Source organism: Chitinophaga filiformis, assembly GCF_023100805.1.
In the GTDB taxonomy this organism is placed as follows: domain Bacteria; phylum Bacteroidota; class Bacteroidia; order Chitinophagales; family Chitinophagaceae; genus Chitinophaga; species Chitinophaga filiformis_B.
The window spans coordinates 6,699,428-6,718,563 of the sequence record NZ_CP095855.1 but is presented as its reverse complement, the minus strand read 5'-3'; the positions used below and the strand labels follow the sequence as shown (position 1 = coordinate 6,718,563).

General features: G+C 48.7%; 12 protein-coding genes. 7 read left to right on the top strand and 5 right to left on the bottom strand.

Translation table 11 applies throughout. From position 1 onward, the window contains the following. The first annotated feature begins 309 nt into the window (after window positions 1-309). Complete coding sequence (locus MYF79_RS26075) at window positions 310-1,755, top strand: PQQ-dependent sugar dehydrogenase (RefSeq protein WP_247810821.1); 1,446 nt, start codon at window positions 310-312, stop codon at window positions 1,753-1,755. A gap of 86 nt (window positions 1,756-1,841) precedes the next feature. Next, window positions 1,842-2,024 carry a hypothetical protein gene (locus MYF79_RS26070; RefSeq protein WP_247810820.1) on the top strand — a complete coding sequence of 61 codons (183 nt, stop codon included), beginning with the start codon at window positions 1,842-1,844 and terminating at the stop codon, window positions 2,022-2,024. A gap of 6 nt (window positions 2,025-2,030) precedes the next feature. Here MYF79_RS26070 and MYF79_RS26065 read toward each other — a convergent pair whose 3' ends face one another. From MYF79_RS26065 to MYF79_RS26045, 5 genes are all read right to left on the bottom strand, one after another. Next, window positions 2,031-3,866 carry a hypothetical protein gene (locus MYF79_RS26065; RefSeq protein WP_247810819.1) on the bottom strand — a complete coding sequence of 612 codons (1,836 nt, stop codon included), beginning with the start codon at window positions 3,864-3,866 and terminating at the stop codon, window positions 2,031-2,033. A gap of 63 nt (window positions 3,867-3,929) precedes the next feature. Next, window positions 3,930-4,724 (bottom strand): helix-turn-helix transcriptional regulator, encoded by a 795-nt coding sequence (locus MYF79_RS26060; RefSeq protein WP_247810818.1) that lies wholly within the window; start codon window positions 4,722-4,724, stop codon window positions 3,930-3,932. Window positions 4,725-4,741: 17 nt separating this feature from the next. After that, on the bottom strand, window positions 4,742-5,131 hold the full coding sequence (locus MYF79_RS26055; RefSeq protein WP_247810817.1) for a winged helix-turn-helix transcriptional regulator: 390 nt from the start codon (window positions 5,129-5,131) through the stop codon (window positions 4,742-4,744). Between the two features lie 46 nt (window positions 5,132-5,177). Next, window positions 5,178-6,167: a hypothetical protein gene (locus tag MYF79_RS26050; RefSeq protein ID WP_247810816.1), complete on the bottom strand. Its 990-nt coding sequence runs from the start codon at window positions 6,165-6,167 to the stop codon at window positions 5,178-5,180. A 19-nt stretch (window positions 6,168-6,186) separates the two neighbouring features. Beyond that, window positions 6,187-8,535, bottom strand: coding sequence for an ABC transporter permease (locus MYF79_RS26045; protein ID WP_247810815.1), 2,349 nt, complete (start codon window positions 8,533-8,535; stop codon window positions 6,187-6,189). A gap of 770 nt (window positions 8,536-9,305) precedes the next feature. Between MYF79_RS26045 and MYF79_RS26040 the strand changes: the two genes are divergently transcribed. The 5 genes from MYF79_RS26040 (at window position 9,306) to MYF79_RS26020 (ending at window position 19,129) form a co-directional block, all read left to right on the top strand. Further along, window positions 9,306-10,742: an amino acid permease gene (locus MYF79_RS26040; protein ID WP_247810814.1), complete on the top strand. Its 1,437-nt coding sequence runs from the start codon at window positions 9,306-9,308 to the stop codon at window positions 10,740-10,742. Window positions 10,743-10,846: 104 nt separating this feature from the next. Further along, a complete protein-coding gene (locus MYF79_RS26035; protein ID WP_247810813.1) occupies window positions 10,847-14,083 on the top strand; it encodes a S41 family peptidase in 3,237 nt (1,078 codons plus the stop codon). A gap of 241 nt (window positions 14,084-14,324) precedes the next feature. After that, a complete protein-coding gene (locus tag MYF79_RS26030; RefSeq protein ID WP_247810812.1) occupies window positions 14,325-15,821 on the top strand; it encodes a hypothetical protein in 1,497 nt (498 codons plus the stop codon). Between the two features lie 2 nt (window positions 15,822-15,823). Next, entirely contained in the window at window positions 15,824-16,975 is a 1,152-nt protein-coding gene (locus MYF79_RS26025; protein WP_247810811.1) for a serine protease, read from the top strand. Window positions 16,976-16,978: 3 nt separating this feature from the next. Further along, the gene (locus MYF79_RS26020) at window positions 16,979-19,129 is read left to right on the top strand and encodes a hypothetical protein (RefSeq protein WP_247810810.1); all 2,151 of its coding nucleotides are present in this window, start codon (window positions 16,979-16,981) and stop codon (window positions 19,127-19,129) included. The last annotated feature ends 7 nt before the right edge of the window (window positions 19,130-19,136 follow it).

Sequence of the window (19,136 nt, the reverse complement as noted above, 5' to 3'; positions counted from 1 at the left end):
TTGTAAAGCCACTTAACTGTTGTTTCCGGTATGTCCCGATCTGTACATGACGGTGTGTGTATTACCCTGAAACCCTTTGCTGGCGGCCACAGGCATAATATTTATTTTTACCGGCAGGCAACCATTTCATAAATAGTGACGTATTACTTATACATGATGCCATATCTTTTTCTTTGCCAACTATGTATATCCATGAGCACGATAGAGCGCTGTACTGCCTGCCGGTAAAGAAAACCATCTAGCACTCCTTATTACTTATTATGATCTTGATCAATTGATGATTAATTAACCAATCTAAAATCGATTATTATGAAGATCAATTCCACAAGAGCCAACTGTCTGCTCCTGCGCCGTATTGCCGGCCCTTTAACAGTAGCATTGTTAACTGCCATGCTTGTTTCCACGGGATGTAAAAAAGATGATGATCACCCTTCCAAAGTCGTGGACTCAAAACTTATTGCCGACAATCTTGTTTCTCCGCTGGGCGTGGTGACAGCGCCGGACGACAGTAAACGGCTGTTTATTATTGACCAGATCGGGAAGATCTGGATCGTTGATGCCAATGGCAATAAAATGCCTTCACCTTTTCTGGATGTAAGCGGTAAAATAGTGCCATTAAACCCCGGCTACGATGAACGTGGATTGCTGGGACTGGCGTTCCATCCCGATTACAGGAACAACGGCAGGTTCTACATTTACTACACATTGCCGCCGCGCTCAGGTGGCCCTGATGGTGGAGGTACCTGGAACAATCTCAGTCGTATTGCGGAATTTAAAGTAGACCCGGGTAATCCTAACATGGCCGATATGAGTTCCGAAAAAGTGATACTGGACCTGGACGATCCGCAAATGAACCATAATGGCGGAACTATCGCCTTTGGCTGGGATGGCTATCTCTACATTGCCATTGGCGATGGCGGTGGCGCAGATGATGTGGCGCCGGGCCACGTGGACGACTGGTATAAAACAAATGCCGGTGGCAACGGACAGGACATCGAAGCTAACCTCTTTGGCAATATCCTGCGTATTGATGTAAATGGAGGAAGCCCCTATGCTATCCCTGCGGATAATCCCTTTGTGGGCAAGCCAGGCAAGGATGAAATATGGGCTTACGGTTTCCGCAATCCCTATCGCTTCTCTTTCGATATGGGCGGTGCACACTGGCTATATGCAGGCGATGCCGGACAGGCTTTGTACGAAGAGATCGATGTGGTAACAAAAGGCGGCAACTACGGATGGAATGTAAAGGAAGGCACACATTGCTTTAATGCAGCCGACGATGAAAAGGAATTGCCCGGAGGATGCCCCGTGCAGGACAATTTCGGCAACAAGCTCATTGACCCTGTTATTGAATTGAATAATGCGGAAAACCCCAAAGGCGGGATCGCAGTAACTATCATAGGCGGTAATGTGTACCGTGGTAAAGATCTGCCCTGGCTGACAGGTAAATATATCTTCGGCACTTTTGCCCGTACAGAAGGGAAGGCGGATGCAGAATTGTTTATGTCCACTCCCCGTGGTCTCAACGGTGGTTTATGGAACTTTGAGGAGCTCACCTTGAAGAATTATCCGGACAATCTGAAGCACTATCTCAAAGGTTTCGGACAGGATTGGAGTGGTGAACTGTATGTAGCTGTTTCAGGTATGTTGGGCCCTTCAGGCAACACAGGACAGATCTGGAAACTGGTGCCCGGTAAGAATAGTACGAATGGTCATGGAATGACAGGGAACAATAATGGTAACGGCGACTATTAAGATTGCTTTTTTCCCATAGTATGAAGGGGGCTCTGTAGGTTTGGAGCTCCCTTCTTCAGTTATGCATTATATCGTTGATGCAGGCCATGCCAATAGCATATCGTACCGGTAACAGGTGGCTGGAAAATTATCCATACCGTATTAGCCCCACCTGGTGCATGTTTGCCACAGCCGCTTTACTTGTAGCCTTTATTGCATTGACAACGGTAAGCTTCCATGCAGTAAAAGCAGCTGTAGCTGATCCGGTAAAAAGCCTGAGAGCAGCGTAGCACGAACTACTGTTTGCTCAACGGGTCTGCTTCACGGAAACATGTTTGTATCTGGCTGGCGGAAAGGAGATGCAATTGTTTTATAGCAGGGATCCTGGTATCATAGCCGCTGATGTCCCCCTGATGTTTACCCATCCATGCCAGGGCCTCTTCCAGGATCTTCCTGTTAGCCATGCCGTGGCCTGAAGTGCTGGGGCTGGAGATCAGTTTACCGAATATGAACAGGGGAAAATCAGCACAGGTGATCTCGGACAGCTTGGCGCGGTATTCCCGTTCACTGTTAGGCGCTTTTTCAAAGTCTTTTGCGAAATAGATCTGGTCAATACTATGCCTGCCTTCATGGGCAAAAATAGACGCCACTTCCTCCTTTCTTTCAAGCGTATTCATGAACTGCAACTGCAGGTCGCTGCCACGTAATCCCTGCTTGTACAATGTTGCATAGAGGCTATCCATGGCGTTGATCCGAAGGCGTATATCGATGCCGTTCAGCAGGGTAGCGGTATCTGTGGATGTACCGGCAATAGCTTTTTCAAAGATGGCCAGTTGCTCCCTGCGTACGGTGCTGTCGCTAACCAGTGTCCATGCCTCAACAGGTTGTTTCATATACACTTCCCTTACCCTGTAAATAGTATCGTTCACCGACCAGCCACCGTTCCCCGATCTTCTGCCCGAAAGCCAGCTGATGAACCCATTGGATGTCATCAGGTCTAATTCAATGAATGTAAGCGATGCCTTATAACCGTATTGCAATACCTCTTTACGGGTGATGTTGACGATATGTCCCAGGCACACTTCCCTGGCACTGGAACTGGATGTGGCGCCGAAGAAGCCCATTGTTCCGAATCGCGGCTGCATGATCTCCAGGAACTTTTCATACGTGAGGGAATCTTTTCCTGCGGATAAGTGCAGGTCTTTCAGTACGCCTCCGCACAGCTGCATTACCTGCTGCTCGAAGAGGCTGTCGTTGGATGTATGCTGCGCTAACTGACGGTAGTAGTTGCCTGCTAAGCTGCCCAGTTCCTGCAGGTACCGGGCGTACACAATAATGTCTTGCTGGGAGGGCCCTGCCAGTAAGGCTGCGTGTTCATAAAAGCCCGATCCCGCCAGCGCCCGGGCAACCTGTTCTTTTTCTGCAGCAGGAAGCGTATTACCTTTCCAGTGTGGCAGTATCGTGGACAATGTCCTGGCATTCTCCCGCAGGTACGGATAAGCGCTATCTGCTGATAGGAAATGAAAATAGGCATTCCAGCCAATCAGCACCAGACGGCCGTCTTTTTTAAGGATACCAGTTCCCACCAGCAGTTTGGCTGCCTGCGGAAGTCCTGGCATCTGTTGCAGGGCTTCCATGAGCAGCTGGCCCGCTTTATTCAACAGCAGCGTGTCAGGATGTTGATTGTTTTTCGAAGAAAGATAAACGGTGTTGGCGTAGGCGATGGCCGCATCTCTGTGTTCAGTGGGTGTGGCGGCAAGGCCCAAGGCCTTTTCTGCAGCCCCGAGGGAGGTAGTATAGCGTTCTGCTTCCGCAGCAATGTTACTGCGGGCCACAAGAGCCGCATTCCCGCTTGCAGCAACAGCGAGGGCGCTGTCAAGGCGTTTGTTGGCAAGGTCATAGTCATGCTGGAACTGCCAGTCGCGCAGCGCCAGTGTGCGGTATACTTTGGCGCTGTCATTGGCGCCGGTGTGCGGGTCGCGCAGTATATCCCGGAGAATGGCGGACGAGCCGTTCAGGTCAGCCTTGACGAGTGTCCGGGCTGCCTTTTCCCACAACAGGTTTGTTTGCTGTGCCGGAGAAAGGAAGGGTACCAGGCAAAGGATTAAAAATAGTGTGATGATGCGTTTCATGTTTTACGGGATCTTACCTGGCAACAAAGTAAGTACTCCCACAAGGAACAAACTTGTACAGAACTAACCTTTCACAATTTTGCTGAAATCGCGGGGGGAAACGCCGAAGTAACTTTTGAAGCTGCGGCTGAAATGACTTTGATCGTAAAACCCGCTGCTGTAGCCAATGCCGGTCAGGTTCTCCCGGCCTGCCACAATGCTGTTGGCTGCTTTTTCCAGCCTTACCCGCGTAATGTATTCCGACAGGCGCAGGCCTGTTTTTTCCTTGAACTTCCGTAGCAGGTAGATGGGATGAATATTCACTTCCGCCGCAAGTACGTCCACCAGGTGCTGATCGTCGGGCATATCGTTGATACGGTCTGTAATGGTGGTGATCCATCCCGCCTGTCCGTATTTCGAAAGCTGGTCGTGGGTAAACAGGTTGGTAACGATCTCTAAAGACAGCATATCGAGGGTATCGGCAGCATGTCCTTTCAGGAAACGGTAATGCAACAGGAAGAGGTCGAGGAAAGATTGTTTGAAGATCATTGTCCGCTGCGCCTTCATCTCCCGGTCCAACATACCGCCCAGGTTATTTTTCAGTTCCAGGTTAAAACATCTGCCCGGATGTTCATCGAAGATATTGGCATGTTCATGATCCTCAGGCCTGAAGATGGAGTGCCCGCCGGTTATTATCGTATCTCCCTTACTGCCTTTTTCCATATAGTTACCTTCCAGCAACAGGCTGAGATAGGGATTTTCATGATGATGCCTGGGAAGGGTAGCAGCTGAGGCATATTCCGTCAGCGTCAGATTGAAATGTTCCAGCTCAATCCGGCGAACGGTATTGCCATAATATTTTCCGTCGGTTAACAACATGATGATGCGTGTAGTGTTTAAGATGTTGCCTGTGTAGCTTCCTTCATCCTGCTTTTGATAGTGGCACGGTGCATAGATCCCCAGGCACGGAGTGCGCCCAGCACATCTGAAAGCGTATCGCTGTAGTCTGTCAGCTTGTATTCTACTATCACCGGAGATGTTGCCTGCACTGTGCGGACCACAAAACCGTTCAGTTCAAGATCTTTCAGTTCGTTGGACAATACCCTGGCAGAAATGCCTGTCACCCGCCGCTGCAGCTCATTGAACCTGCAGAAACCCTCGGAGAGGGCAATGATGATCCGTAGTTTCCATTTTCCACCTATCACATACAGGGCGTCGCCCACTGCTGTCAGGGCCTCAGAGCACTCCTTCGAACCCAGCCTGACTTTAGAAACTGTTTCAGCCATTGACTCACATTTAAGTCCTGCTAAGGTACTAACTTTTTGTTAGTGCTTAGCATTTTATATCGTACAGCATTCTGCCGGGGCGTCCGTTCCTTTTGCGTATGAAATGTAATTCTACCTCGTTGCCTGCCTGTACTTTGGTGTCCAGGTTCTCGATAGGCCGGACAAGGTATAGCCTGTCGCCCACCCGGTAATAGATATCGCCCGTACCCCGGTCAGGCCGCATGGTAGAGATGATCTCCGTAACCTTACCGCGAACAACGATCTTACCCTCTGACCGGGTATAACTGCTGTAAACGTAATAGGCAGGGCTGGCCAGTAAAAAGAAGACGACATATATAACGGCAATAACAATGTACAGGTTGGAATAATATCCCCTGGCAATGCCACCCAGCAGCAAGATGAGGGCAAGGCCGGTACAGCCGGTCAGGAATAGTTTCACCAGTGTGGATTGTTTCTCTTTCATCAGCTGCAGGTCATCACTGGAGATGCGGGCAGTCGATTCCCTGAAGGAAGTACGCGGGTATTCTGCTTTCAGCAGGATATTGCCTGCTTTGCTGACGTGCAGCACTACCTCCTGGCCGGTCAGGCCACTGATGTTCCGGACAATAGCCGGATGGTAGCTGGCCCTTTGTTCGTAAAAGAAGCTCTTATCAGGCAGGGTGGCTTTTACATCAACGATCTCATTGGTCGTGCTGATATACCGGAGTTCGCCCCTGGGTGAGGCGTGAAGAAGCTTTATCCGTATCCGGAGCAGGCGCTTTCTGCCCGTATGCAGGCCCGACCTGATGAGGCGGCGCTGCTTCAGGGCACTCCGCCACATAAACAGGCAGATGGCGAAAAACACCCCCCAGGCGGCTGATACAGGAATATAAAGCGTGGCATGCCTTCCGCAGGCAGCCATCAGCAGGAGGGAAGTCAGGACCAGTGTAATGGCGGTGAACAGTAATAACAGCAACCACCGTATGCCTGTGATCCTTCCTGCGGTTTTGAGGAGCCGGATGTCTTCATTGGTAAGAGGGGCTTCTTCCTGTATCATGTATCTAAGATAGAGAAATTTATTCCGTCCGCAGGCTGTCTATCGGATTGGTCAATGCTGCTTTTATACCCTGATAACTGATGGTGAAAAGCGCAACCAGCAACACCAGCGTTCCCGCCAGTACAAACATCCACCAGGAAAGACTAATATGATAGTCAAAGGAGGAAAGCAGCAGGTACATCGCCCAGCCCGCCAGCGGGGCTGCAATTAAAAAGGCGATCAGTACCGGCTTCAGGAAATCCTGCGACAGCATCAGCCAGATCTTTGCAACATTGGCGCCGAATACCTTGCGGATGCCTATTTCCTTGTTCCGCCGTTCTGCCAGGAAAGCAGAGAGCCCGAACAGTCCCATACAGGATATGAAGATGGCAAGCATACCGGTAAGGCTTACCATCTGACCGGTGGAGCGGATACCCTTGAATTGCCGCTGGTAGAGATCTTTCGTAAAGTGGAACTCAAAGGGATAATCCGGGTTATGCTTTTTAACGATCTGCTCTATCTGTGCCAGCCTTTTCTGCCAGTCAGCATCATTCCGGAGACGGACAAACAAATGGTTCAAAGGCCCGTGATTCAGATAGACGATCAAAGGCGGGGGGGCGTTAAAGGCATCATTGAAGGAAAAATCTGCCACTACGCCCACGATGGTGTTGTTACCCAGTTTGGTGCCCACTATGGGCTCTTTAAGGCCCATTTTCCGTACAGCAGCTGCATTGAGTATACAACCGGTGGAATCAGCGCCAAAAGCCGGGTTAAAATCCCTTCCTTCAATCAGCTGCAATCCGGCGGTTTTCACCCAGTCATACGCTACATCAGAAACATTGATAAAGAAATTCTGATCGGCCGTTTTTCCGGGCCAGTTAATGCCATCCGTAGCACCGCCAAACCTGACCAGGTCGTCAGCGCCGCCGGATACTGCCACGATGCCGGGCAATTGTAAGAGGTCGTTTTTCATGACCCCCAGCTTTGTGGTCATCTCACCCCTGGCAGGAATGTCTATAAGATTGCTTTGCTCATAGCCGATAGGGCGCTGCTGTATGTATGATTGCTGCCTGTATATAACAATGGTGGTGATGATCAGGAAAATGGAAATAATGAACTGAAAAGTAACAAGCCCCTTGCGTAGCAATCCGCTGCTTTTTTTGTTCACGATCACTCCCTTCAATACACGCACCGGTTGAAAGGCGCTCATGAAGAAGGCAGGATAGCTGCCGGCGATCAGCCCGGTGAGCAGGGTCATACCCGTTATCGACAGCCAAAGTCGCCAGTCAGATACACTGATGGTAATGCTCTTTCCCGTAAAATAATTGACGCTGGGCAATAATAATACGGCCAGTACAACGGCTATGAGCAACGCGAGGGTGGTCATCATTAAAGCCTCGCCCAGGAACTGCACAATGACCTGTTTTTTGGTGGCCCCAAGCGTTTTCCTGACGCCTACCTCGCGTGAGCGCATAGCAGAACGGGCGGTGGACAGGTTCATAAAATTGATACAGGCAACCAGCAATATGCATATGCCGATGACTGCAAACAACAATACGATCTCTATCCTTCCGCCGTTTGGCTTGCCATTTTTGAAACTGCTATAGAGGTACCTGTCTTTAAAAGGATAGACAAATACTCCGAGATTGATATCGGTGGGAGGGGTAGGGAATAATGCATTTATCTTCTTATTGACGGCGGTGAGATCTGCACCGGGTTTCAGTTCTACATACGTGGCCAGCACATAGGCCTCCCAGTTCCTGAATGTGCCGGCATTCTCCTGTTCCCAGATCCGGAAAGGTAGTGCCACATGGAAGTTCACGGAGCTGTTTGCCGGCAGGTCCTGCATAATGGCGCCAACCTTCAGGTCGTGCTGGTTATTGTGCCGGATGATCTTACCCATCGGATCTTCGTTGCCGAAGAGTTTTTTTGCGGTCGATACACTCAGTACAATAGACCCGGCGTCTCCCAAAGTGGTAATGGGGTTGCCCTGCACAGCGGGAAAGTGCATGATGTTCAGCAGATCTGGTTCCGCATATATGCCATCCTCATAAATGCTCTTTCCGCCATAGGTCAGTAAATGTTGGGAATTGGAACTGCAATGAGCCGCGTAATTCACTTCCGGTATGCTGTTACGCATGGCAACCGTCAATTGTGCAGGTGTTGAGCTTCCCGTCCTGATATTGCCTTCCTGCCGGGAGTTTGTCAGCAGCATGTATATCTGATCGATGTTCTTATGGAACCGGTCCTGTTCGAATTCACTTTTGATGAGGAGTATGATCAGCACCCCGGCCGTCAATCCTATGGCCAGTCCGCAGATGTTGATCAAAGCGGCAAGTTTGTTCTTTACAAAACTTCTGGAAGTGATCTTTAAATAGTGCAGGAGCATATATGCGGTTTGCAATGCAGGCTACCAATGCAATGCCAGCATTGTATCAGATTGATATGGTGATATTTATGAGTGGCGCGCATCGGTAAAGTGTTCGTTTTTGACACAAAAGATGTTCAATTACGGTCGGCCCGCCTGTTATGCTTCCGGTGCCTACCCAGACGCTGAGCCGCCAGATATTGTTTTACTACCGGGTAATAACGTGGTTGTTAGGCTCCGCACCGAAATTTCCCCGGGAAGCCCGATAGTCCTTATCCGGTCTTTTCAAAACTTCCGTAAAATTCCCATGTACTTACCCGCATAACACGCAGCGCAAATCTGCACCTTTAACGGGCACTTTGCAAATCAGCTCTCCGCATCCCATTCTTCCGCTTCCCGGAAAAGGAATGTGCAATGCTCAGGGGCTCCCTTGCTCCGTATAGGCGCCATACATGTCATCATTGTTACTGGTAATTGTGCTGAGCTCAAGCCCTGCGGGCGTTCAGGCGCTTATGTCCTGATCTGGCATAGTCGTTTTTTCACTATAAATACGCGATAAAATCACGCTAAAGGTATATCTAAAAAATAAGCCGCCCTATAAAGAGCAGCTGTCTGATATCCCTATACCTATGAAATATATTGTCTAAGTTATAAAAGAGGACGATTGAACTCGTTAATGAGATGTTAACAGAACCAAAATAGTTGAAGACCGGTCGGAGGAAATATAAAACCTATTAATTTTGTAGGGTAATAGGAAGAGACTTACCTTTGCAGCCAAACCAACTTTACCTGTGATAAAAAAATCAATTGAAAGTCTTCAGCAGGAGGCTGCTCAGAGCGGGGCCAACACATTAAGACGTAATCTCGGGGGTATCAATCTCATTGCTATAGGCATTGGCGTGATCATAGGCGCTGGTCTTTTTTCCCTCACAGGCATAGCCGCCGCCAACAATACCGGTCCTGCCGTTATACTGTCTTTCATTCTTGCAGCTGTCGGCTGCGCCTTCAGTGCCCTCTGCTACGCAGAAATGGCCTCTATGGTGCCCGTTGCCGGTAGTGCCTATACGTATGCTTATGCTACGCTGGGCGAGCTCTTTGCCTGGATCATAGGCTGGGACCTGGTGCTGGAATACTCAGTAGGCGCTGCCACCGTGGGTATCAGCTGGTCTAAATACCTCGTTACCTTCCTTGATAAGTTCAATATTCACCTGCCGGCGCAACTGGTTACCTCGCCGTTCGAGCTCATCAAACTGGCAGACGGTTCACAGATACATGGTTATATCAACCTGCCGGCGGTATTGATCATCGTGTTTATCACTTCCATCATCATTTTCGGTACAAAAGGCTCCGCATTGTTCAATGCCATCGTGGTTGCGCTGAAGATCAGCGTGGTACTGGTGTTCATTGCCCTGGGCTGGCATTATATCAACCCGGAGAATTATAAGCCTTTCATTCCGCAGAATACAGGCGAATTCGGGCATTTCGGCGTAAGCGGCATCCTGCGTGGGGCAGGGGTGGTCTTCTTTGTGTTCATTGGTTTTGATATTGTAGCTACTATGGCGCAGGAAACAAAGAACCCCAAAAAGAACATGCCCGTGGGCATACTGGGCTCACTCATCGTATGTACCATCCTTTTCGTGCTGTTTGGTTACGTCATGACGGGACTGGCGCATTATACCGAGTTCAAAGACAATGCGGCTCCTGTAGCTGTCGCCATCGCGCATACGCCGTATGAGTGGTTGTTCCTGGCCGTCATTGCGGCGATCCTGATAGGATATACCTCCGTGATCCTGGTAGACCTGCTGGGCCAGTCGAGGGTGTTCTATTCCATGAGTAAAGACGGATTGCTGCCGCCGGTATTCGCCGTACTGCATCCCCGCTTTGCTACTCCTTACAAGTCAAATATTGTACTCTGTATCTTCATCAGCCTTTTCGCCGGACTGGTACCCATTCATGTAGTGGGAGAGATGACCAGCATCGGTACCCTGCTGGCCTTCGTAATGGTCTGCCTGGGTGTTATCATCCTGCGTGTTAAACAGCCGGACATCCCAAGGGCTTTCAAAACACCTTTTGTGCCGGTAGTACCGATACTCGGTATCCTCACCTGCCTGCTGATGATGTTCTCCTTACCGCTCGACACCTGGATAAGGCTGATCGTATGGCTGCTCATCGGCTTCGCCATCTACTTCGGGTATGGCCGCAAACACAGTAAACTACGGAATAGCTGACAAAGCAGGAACGCCATCAGGAAAGAACGCCACTTATCATTTCAGGAATAAAGACGTTATTGCATTTACTATCTTGGATAGTGAATTAACAGCCGCCTTTATTTATGAGAAAACTACTACTCGTTCTTACAATGTGCTATGCTGCTACAACAGGCTATGCACAGGAAAACGCCTTATGGTTACGATACCCTGCTATTTCTCCTGATGGAAAGACCATCGCTTTCGGTTACAAGGGAGACATCTACCGGGTAGATGCGAATGGTGGTGTGGCCGTTCCCATCACCATTCATGAAGCCCAGGACATGATGCCCGTCTGGAGCCATGACGGTAAATCCATTGCCTTCGCCAGTGACCGTTACGGTAACTTCGACGTATTTGTAATGCCGGCCGCAGGTGGTACACCTGTACGCCTGACCTACAACAGCGCTGCAGATGTTCCGTACGATTTTACACCCGACAATAAACAGGTGCTTTTCGGCAGCGCCCGCAATGCGCCGGCCAGCAGCGTACGTTTTAGCTCCGGCCTGTTCGACAACCTGTATAATGTACCCGTTACCGGTGGCCGCTCCATCCTGGTCAGCGCAGCCGGCGCCGAGTCTGCCCACTACAACGCGAAAGGCACGCAGCTTGTCTTCCAGGACGTAAAAGGATACGAAGACCCCTGGCGTAAACACCATGTGTCGGCAGTGACCCGCGACATCTGGGTATATGACATGGCCGCTAAAATCTACAAACAGGTATCGGGCTATGAAGGTGAAGATCGTGAGCCCCTGTTTGCAGATAATGACCAGGTGTTTTACCTGAGTGAGAAAGGAGGCATCTCCCAGAACCTCTTCAAAGGATCTTTAACAGACAAGAATAAATTACAACAGCTTACCCGCTTTGAAAAGCATCCGGTGCGTCACCTGTCTAAATCGGACGACAACCTGCTTTGCTTTACCTGGAACGGGGAGATCTATACATTGAAAGAAGGTCAGCAGCCAAAGAAAGTGCCCGTGCAGATCTTTAATGATGGCCGTTCTTCAGTAACGAAACCATTGTCGATAAACGGCAATGTAACAGAGTTTTCCATGAGCCCCAACGGAAAGGAAATGGCCTTTGTAGCCCGTGGGGAGATCTTTGTGACCAGCGTGGAAGGCAATATGACCAAACGCATCACCAATACACCCCAGCAGGAACGGTCCGTATCCTGGGCGCCTGACGGTAAACATATCGTTTATGCGGCAGAAAGGAAAGGCAACTGGGACATCTACCAGGCTTCCATTGTCCGCTCAGAAGAGCCCTATTTCTTCGCATCTACGATCCTGAAGGAAGAACCACTCATTGCTACGGAAGCGGAGGAATTTCAGCCCCTGTTCTCTCCCGATGGCAAAGAAATTGCCTATATGGAAGACAGGAACGTATTGCGTGTATATAATATCGCTTCGAAAAAAAGCCGCACCCTGCTGCCGGCCGGGCATAACTATTCCTACTCTGACGGCGACTGGCAATTCTTCTGGAGCCCCGATGGAAAGTGGATCGTGACCGACGATCATCAGGGTTATTTCAATGTCAGCAATGCGGCTATCATCGCTGCAGACGGTAAAGGACAGACCATTTATCCTGTAATGAGCGGCTTTGGAGAAAACAGCAATAAATGGGCGGCAGACGGTAAAGTAATGACCTGGCTGAGCGATCGTAATGGTCGCCGCGGCCTGGCCAGACAAGGCGCCACGGAAGTGGACATCTTCGGGGTGTTCTTTGACCAGGAAGCATATGACCGGTATAAACTCTCAAAGGACGAATTCAACCTGCTGAAAGAAAAAGAAGACAACGCAAAGAAATCCGGTAAAGATTCCGCAACAGCGAAGAAGGATACTGCTGCTCCGAAGAAACCTTTTAACCCTGACTTCGATAACCTCGACAGCAGGATCATCCGGATGACCATCAACAGTGCTTCTATCAGCGATTATGTGCTGAACAATGACGCCAGCAAGGTATACTACATGGCCTCTTTTGAAAAAGGTTATGATCTGTGGGTGACAGAACCAAGAACAGGAGAGACGAAGATACTGGCCAAATTAGGTGGCAGCCCCGGTAGTATTGAGCTGAGCAAAGATGGTAACAGCATCTTCGTGAGCAACCGTGGCAGCGTTGTGAAAGTAGATGCTGCTTCAGGCAAGATCACGCCTGTCAGCATCAGCACAGAGTTCCTGCTTGACCAGGAAGCAGAGCGCCGTTACATCTATGAACATGCCTGGAAACAGGTGGAAGATAAGTTCTACGACCCCGCTACACTGAAAAAGATAGATTGGGAAGCATATGCAAAGAACTACGAGCGTTTCCTGCCGCATATCAGTAACAACTACGACTTCCAGGAACTGCTCAGCGAACTGCTGGGAGAACTGAACGCATCGCATACCGGCGGCCGTTACTACGCATCCCGCCCCGATGGCGATAACACCGCTGCACTGGGTGTACTATATGATGAAACATACACTGGTAATGGACTGAAAGTGGATGAAGTGATAGCAGGCGGACCTTTCGACAAGGCTTCCAGCAAACTGAAAAAAGGTAATATCATCGAGCGTATAGACGGAGAGGAAATTACAGCACAACAGGATTGGGCTAAACTGCTGAACCGTAAAGCAGGCAACAATATCCTGGTAAGCATCTATGATCCGGCCACACAGAAACGCTGGGATGAATCTGTAAAACCTATCTCCGGTAATGATGAAGGTAACCTCATGTACAAACGCTGGGTAAACAGCATGCGTAATATGGTGGATAAACTGAGCGGTGGCAAAGTAGGATATGTGCATGTACAGAGTATGAACGACGCCAGTTTCCGTTCAGTGTACGATGAAGTAATGGGTAAGAACAGGGAGAAACAGGCACTGATCGTAGACACCCGTTTCAATGGCGGTGGATGGCTGCACGATGACCTGTACAATTTCCTGGGTGGAAAAGCATATATAAACTTTGCACCGCAGGGGCACAGAACCAAGGCATGGGAACCACAGACCCGTTGGACAAGACCCAGCTGCGTGCTGATGGGAGAGGGGAACTATAGCGATGCGCACATCTTTCCTTTCATCTACAAACAGGACAACCTCGGTAAGCTGGTAGGCATGCCGGTACCGGGAACAGGTACTGCGGTATGGTGGGAACGTCAGATAGATCCTTCGCTGGTATTCGGTATCCCAATGGTGGGCGTAATTGGCAGAACCGGCGATCACCCGCTGGAAAACACGCAGCTGGAGCCGGATATCCGCGTGCCGCTGCGTTATGAAAATGCGTTGACCGGCAGGGACGACCAGCTGGAAGCAGCGGTGACAGAGATGTTGAAAGAGATCAGGTAAAGAACATACTATTAAAAGGAAGAGAGCCCGTATCAAAAGTAAGATACGGGCTCTTTTTGTTCGGATACCTGACGGAGACCGGCAGGCTTTTAAGCTATTCTCAGGAGGCTCATTTATATTTGGCATGAGCCTCTTTTTTCGTTTTAGGCCAAAAGGAAAAATACAAAGTAGTTGGTATTTTTTGGGGGAATAGAAACTTTTAATTTACGGTCATGTAATTATTCATACTCATACCCCCAAGATGCTTAACAATGTTGCCCTGGACGTTTGTATCGGATTGATCTTCATCTTCCTTTTATATAGCCTGCTTGCCACTATAGTACAAGAGATCATTGCTCAGTGGCTAAGTCTCCGGCCGAGGATGTTGATGAAGGCGCTGAGGAATATGCTGGAAGACAGGACCAACGGGATAGCGGAAGCGCCTGAAAATAATACGATCTTTTCTTATATGGCATCAGGCATCCGTCGCTGGTGGGCGGCAGTGTCAGAGAACTGGAAGCATTTTAAATGTCCGCTGAATGAAAATGGGGCTACAAAAGCATTCTATAAACATCCCGCTATTAAATACCTGTCAGAAAGCAGCTGGAATAGTAAGCCAGCCTACATTGCACCTTCTTCCTTCGCCAATACACTGATGTTATTACTGCGTGGTGAAGACTACGACGGGCTTGTTCCTCAAATGAGTAAGATCAAAGAGGCGCTGTTCGATAGTGGCGCCATTGATGCCAACGGGAGGAGCTATCGTTTCGATGATGAAACGTTGCGTTATCTGCAGCAACTGTACAGGGACGCGCAGGGAGACGCAGACCGTTTCCGGGCGCTCCTGGAAAAATGGTACAACGATACAATGGACAGGGTAGCCGGCTGGTACAAGCGGCAGACCCAATTCATCCTCTTTCTCATCGGAATTGTGATTGCAGTGATCTTTAACGCAGATACGATCACTATCACGAGTATTCTGTCGAAAGACAGAACGGCCCGGGAAAACCTGGTGCAGCTGGCTATTAATTCCCAGAGCCGTTATGACACGCTCATACAAAAAGTAGATGCAGCAAAGACAGCCGCTGCGGAAAAAAGAGCCGGCAGTAAAAAAGACCCCGGCGCGCCGGCAGCTACAGGCGCCCCGACAGATTCGGTAGCTCAGGCGAAAGATAGTGCAGGTCTTGTTGATGCTGCAGATGTAAAAAAAGAAAAGGCGGCCGAAGCCGCGCCGGCTCCTGATACCGTAATAGTAAAACAAACGGTCGCATTGGTAGATCCGCAGTTAAAGGATGCCATGCAGATGACCCTGAGCGATATTGACAAAGCCAACTACATCTTAGGGCTGGGATGGAATTACAAAGACACCTCCAAAGGTGTACGTGCTATTATCGATAGTCTTGACAACCGGGGATTTACCAAACAACAGCAGGAGATCATCGCACAGGCACTGCTGGAATCAAAAGCCAACCGCGAGGACTGTCAGCCCCGTAAGTTCCTGCAATTCCATCCTTTGCAGAAGGGAGGACTATTCACCATTTTCGGCTGGGTGTTGACAGCGTTGGCTGTCAGCCTGGGCGCCCCCTTCTGGTTTGATCTGCTGAACAAGGTGATCCGCCTGAGAGCTGCCGGCCCGAAACCTGTAGCAGGTGCAGATGCCAACAATCCCGCGACAGGACTCCCTTCTTCCGGCCAGCCGGCATCGACTCCTTCCGGTACACCTACAGAACAATTGAAGATCACAGACAGAAAAGGTTAATAATGCAACTCCTGGTTTCCCAACATGTAAACAAACGGGCAGGTAAGCCCGGCACTACCGGTCAGCTGGCAGGTTACGTGTCGCCCGGTGATACGGTGGAAGTGAATGCTGTGGTGTATGGAGATGTGGTGGATGGTAATTACCTGTGGTACAGATCTGCCGATGGGTTTTACTATTGGAGCGGAGGGTTTTACAATATCAATTTTCAGTTGGATGATTGTAAGCTGGCCGACTTCCCTGCTGATCAGCAAATGGCCATACTGCTGATGGTGCTGAAGGAAGCAGAGAGCATCCTGAAGAAAGATGTGAAGGGCTATGTGGGTTGCGGTATCGGCAATAAGAATTTTGATGAAGGACAGGAGTTGTCATTGCTGGTATACGTGAAAGAGAAGGTAGATGCAGCTGATTTAAGTGTGACAGTGCTGCCGAAGATCCATTACAGGGGGATCAGGATATTGACGGATGTGTTGGAGGTGGGGACCTTCTCGCATAATGTTTTGATTTCAAAGAGGGATATGGAAAGTGATATACCGCTACATATAGGAGGTGGAATAAGCCCCAAAAAAGACATGTCTACGTTTGGAACAAGATCATTAAGTGTACGGCGAAAGAACGGAAATACATTTGATCATTTCCTGCTGACCTGTTATCATGTGCTGTTGAGTGATCTCTTTCCACTTAGCCCATATAAAGGCGATTTCAGGCAGGCGTTCTTCCCTATAGGGAGGGGGAGGACGGATGCGCATATTGTTGCCGAGGGGGAATATTCCTCGAAATACGACTATGCCGCAGTGCGATTATCCAGAGCACTGTTGAACGAAGAGGAATCTATTACTATCAGGGAGCATGTTCCCTTTTCAGAACTGTCGGCACTAAAAGGTACTACTGTAGTGATGATAGGATATGTATCGGGCATGAACGAAGGCAAGGTACTCAGTCTCTCTAATAATGTGGAAATAGGCCCGCACCGCCAGAAATTTACTGAGATCATCCTGACAGAAAAGATCTCGGTAGGCGGAGATTCGGGAGCTCCTGTTGTAGAAAAGCAGACCAACAGGCTGATTGGTTTTATTATCGGCGGAAATGATGATTGTTCTGCCGTGTTACCGTGCTATAACCTATTCCTTAACCGGGATTTTGAAATTAATACCTAGTATATGGAAAAGACATTATTGTTATTGCTGATGATCTGTTGCAATATAGCAGCTAAGGCACAGGACAAGCAGGTCATTACGGCGGATTTTACCCTATGGCCTGATACATTAAAAGCTGAAGAGAAATTAGGACTGACGTTCGATAGGAATGTAGTCTTCAGTATAATTCACATAACAGGGAATGATCTGAAAAAATTCCTTAAGGCATCTGTTATTACCTCAGATAGTAGCTCTGCTACGCTGGAAGAACTGATGCCGAAAGGGTTGGTCAAGGTGGATACTTCCGGTAATAAGGTCCAAATATTTATGGCAGATATTCGTCAAAAGGAAGGGTTTGAAAGAGGAACGATCAATGCTGTTCTCGTTAAAGATAAGGTGAAAGTAACTGTTCCCGTTAAGCCTGAAACACATATAAGTGAGTCCGTACCAGCGGAACCGCAACGTATTGAAACCCCTGTTGATAAGGACCTTCTCTATTTATTTATACCGACCCCTGAAATGGAAGCAGCATGGGCAGGCAAAATCGTACCGCAACAGTCTGTCAAGCTAAATTACCATACACGTTGGGCCATTGTCTATGATTTCAGTAAAGAGGATCCGGTTAGTATTTATAAAAGATTGAATAAGGTATTGGGTAATACCTGCGATGGTGTTGTTATGGAAGCACAACGTGGAGGAAAGAAGAACAAATTATCCGGTGTATTAAAGGAAATTAATGAGCTTGATAAAGAATTGACGGGCTTTCAGCTAAAGACAACAGATAGCAGGGCTACCTTAAGGTTAAATACGATAAAAAAAGACTTCCAGGATGTCAGTCAGCAGATATCGGCAGCGACGACTGAAGAACAATTGAACGCTATCGCCCAGAAATTGGACCTGCTGAAAAAGGAACTTGATATCACTAAAGCACTGTATCCTGCGGTGCAGTTTGCTGCCACAGGAAGCAATGTGTTACCTCCGCAATGTGATAATATCTATAAGATCAAAGAAGTCCGAAAGCTGTCTCCTACAGTAAACAGGAGTTTATTGATCGTAGTGCCGCACTATCATCCATACCGTGATAGTATTGTTTTGTCTGCCGATTACGGCGACCGTTTTCTCGATGATGCAGCCTTATTTAACAGGACCTTTATAGCCAGCACCGGCGCGGGCGCAGCAGGGGAGGAAGGAAAAAAGGCGGCAGCACTTGAAGAGCAGAAGGGAGCCGCCGGCGGTATAAAAAATGGAATGAAAACCTTCGACCTGTTTAAAGAATTGCGTATTGAGTTGGAAAGATATGCAAACGAAAAAATGAAGCAGGAAAGACTGGATGTGGAGATGGTAGAAAATGGGGTTGCCTATATCAAAGAACGGATGACGACCCTTTTAGGGATTACAGACTTTACGGCAACAGGCATATTAAAAGCAGCAGAACTGAAGTTGAAAGACATTGACAAGGACCAGCAGGAAGAGTACTTTAAGGTTGTACATGAGGCTGTAGACCTCTTCCTGAAAATAGCCGGTTATAAACGGTACGACAATCACAACCTCCTCATTGAAAACAAAGACCTGATCAGCCTTACCTTAAACCGTTATCACGATGGTAAGCTTGTCACCATGAATAAAGAGACTGTCAGGAAATACTATACCGCCGGTGGCGTAAAGGTTGACTTTAGTGTAGGCCTGTTTGGCAGCTCGCTGGTAAACAAAGACTTTATTACCAAAACAGAATGGTTTAACGATACAACTTATGTAAGGAGGGACAATGGAACAATAGATTCATCCCGCATCTCATCTATTGATTCCGTACAGCGGAAGAGGATACTGAACAAAGATGTAGGCAACTTTAACATAGGACCCGCTATCCTGACGCATATTTACTGGCGTAGCGGCACAGATGTGAATTTCAGTGCCACTGCAGGGATTGCCATTAATCAACAGGCGCTGCCCCGTTACCTGTTTGGCGGAAGCGTGATGTTTGGCCGTGACAGTCGCTGGGTATTCAGCAGTGGTGTTGCACTAGGGCCTGTAAAAGACCTGGACGGCGGCTATAAAACGGGTGATGTCATTGAATTGAATGAGCTGAGTACCATCCCTCTGAAAGACGTCTGGAAAAGCGCCTGGTTTTTATCCTTAACATTTAACATGGGAGGTTTTAACGTTGGTGGAAGATAAACTGAAA

Excerpts from the sequence above, each read along its gene's own strand:
- MYF79_RS26075 (WP_247810821.1), top strand. The coding sequence starts at position 310 with ATGAAGATCAATTCCACAAGAGCCAACTGTCTGCTCCTGCGCCGTATT.
- MYF79_RS26070 (WP_247810820.1), top strand. The coding sequence starts at position 1,842 with ATGCCAATAGCATATCGTACCGGTAACAGGTGGCTGGAAAATTATCCA.
- MYF79_RS26065 (WP_247810819.1), bottom strand. The coding sequence starts at position 3,866 with ATGAAACGCATCATCACACTATTTTTAATCCTTTGCCTGGTACCCTTC.
- MYF79_RS26060 (WP_247810818.1), bottom strand. The coding sequence starts at position 4,724 with ATGTTGTTAACCGACGGAAAATATTATGGCAATACCGTTCGCCGGATT.
- MYF79_RS26055 (WP_247810817.1), bottom strand. The coding sequence starts at position 5,131 with ATGGCTGAAACAGTTTCTAAAGTCAGGCTGGGTTCGAAGGAGTGCTCT.
- MYF79_RS26050 (WP_247810816.1), bottom strand. The coding sequence starts at position 6,167 with ATGATACAGGAAGAAGCCCCTCTTACCAATGAAGACATCCGGCTCCTC.
- MYF79_RS26045 (WP_247810815.1), bottom strand. The coding sequence starts at position 8,535 with ATGCTCCTGCACTATTTAAAGATCACTTCCAGAAGTTTTGTAAAGAAC.
- MYF79_RS26035 (WP_247810813.1), top strand. The coding sequence starts at position 10,847 with ATGAGAAAACTACTACTCGTTCTTACAATGTGCTATGCTGCTACAACA.
- MYF79_RS26030 (WP_247810812.1), top strand. The coding sequence starts at position 14,325 with ATGCTTAACAATGTTGCCCTGGACGTTTGTATCGGATTGATCTTCATC.
- MYF79_RS26025 (WP_247810811.1), top strand. The coding sequence starts at position 15,824 with ATGCAACTCCTGGTTTCCCAACATGTAAACAAACGGGCAGGTAAGCCC.
- MYF79_RS26020 (WP_247810810.1), top strand. The coding sequence starts at position 16,979 with ATGGAAAAGACATTATTGTTATTGCTGATGATCTGTTGCAATATAGCA.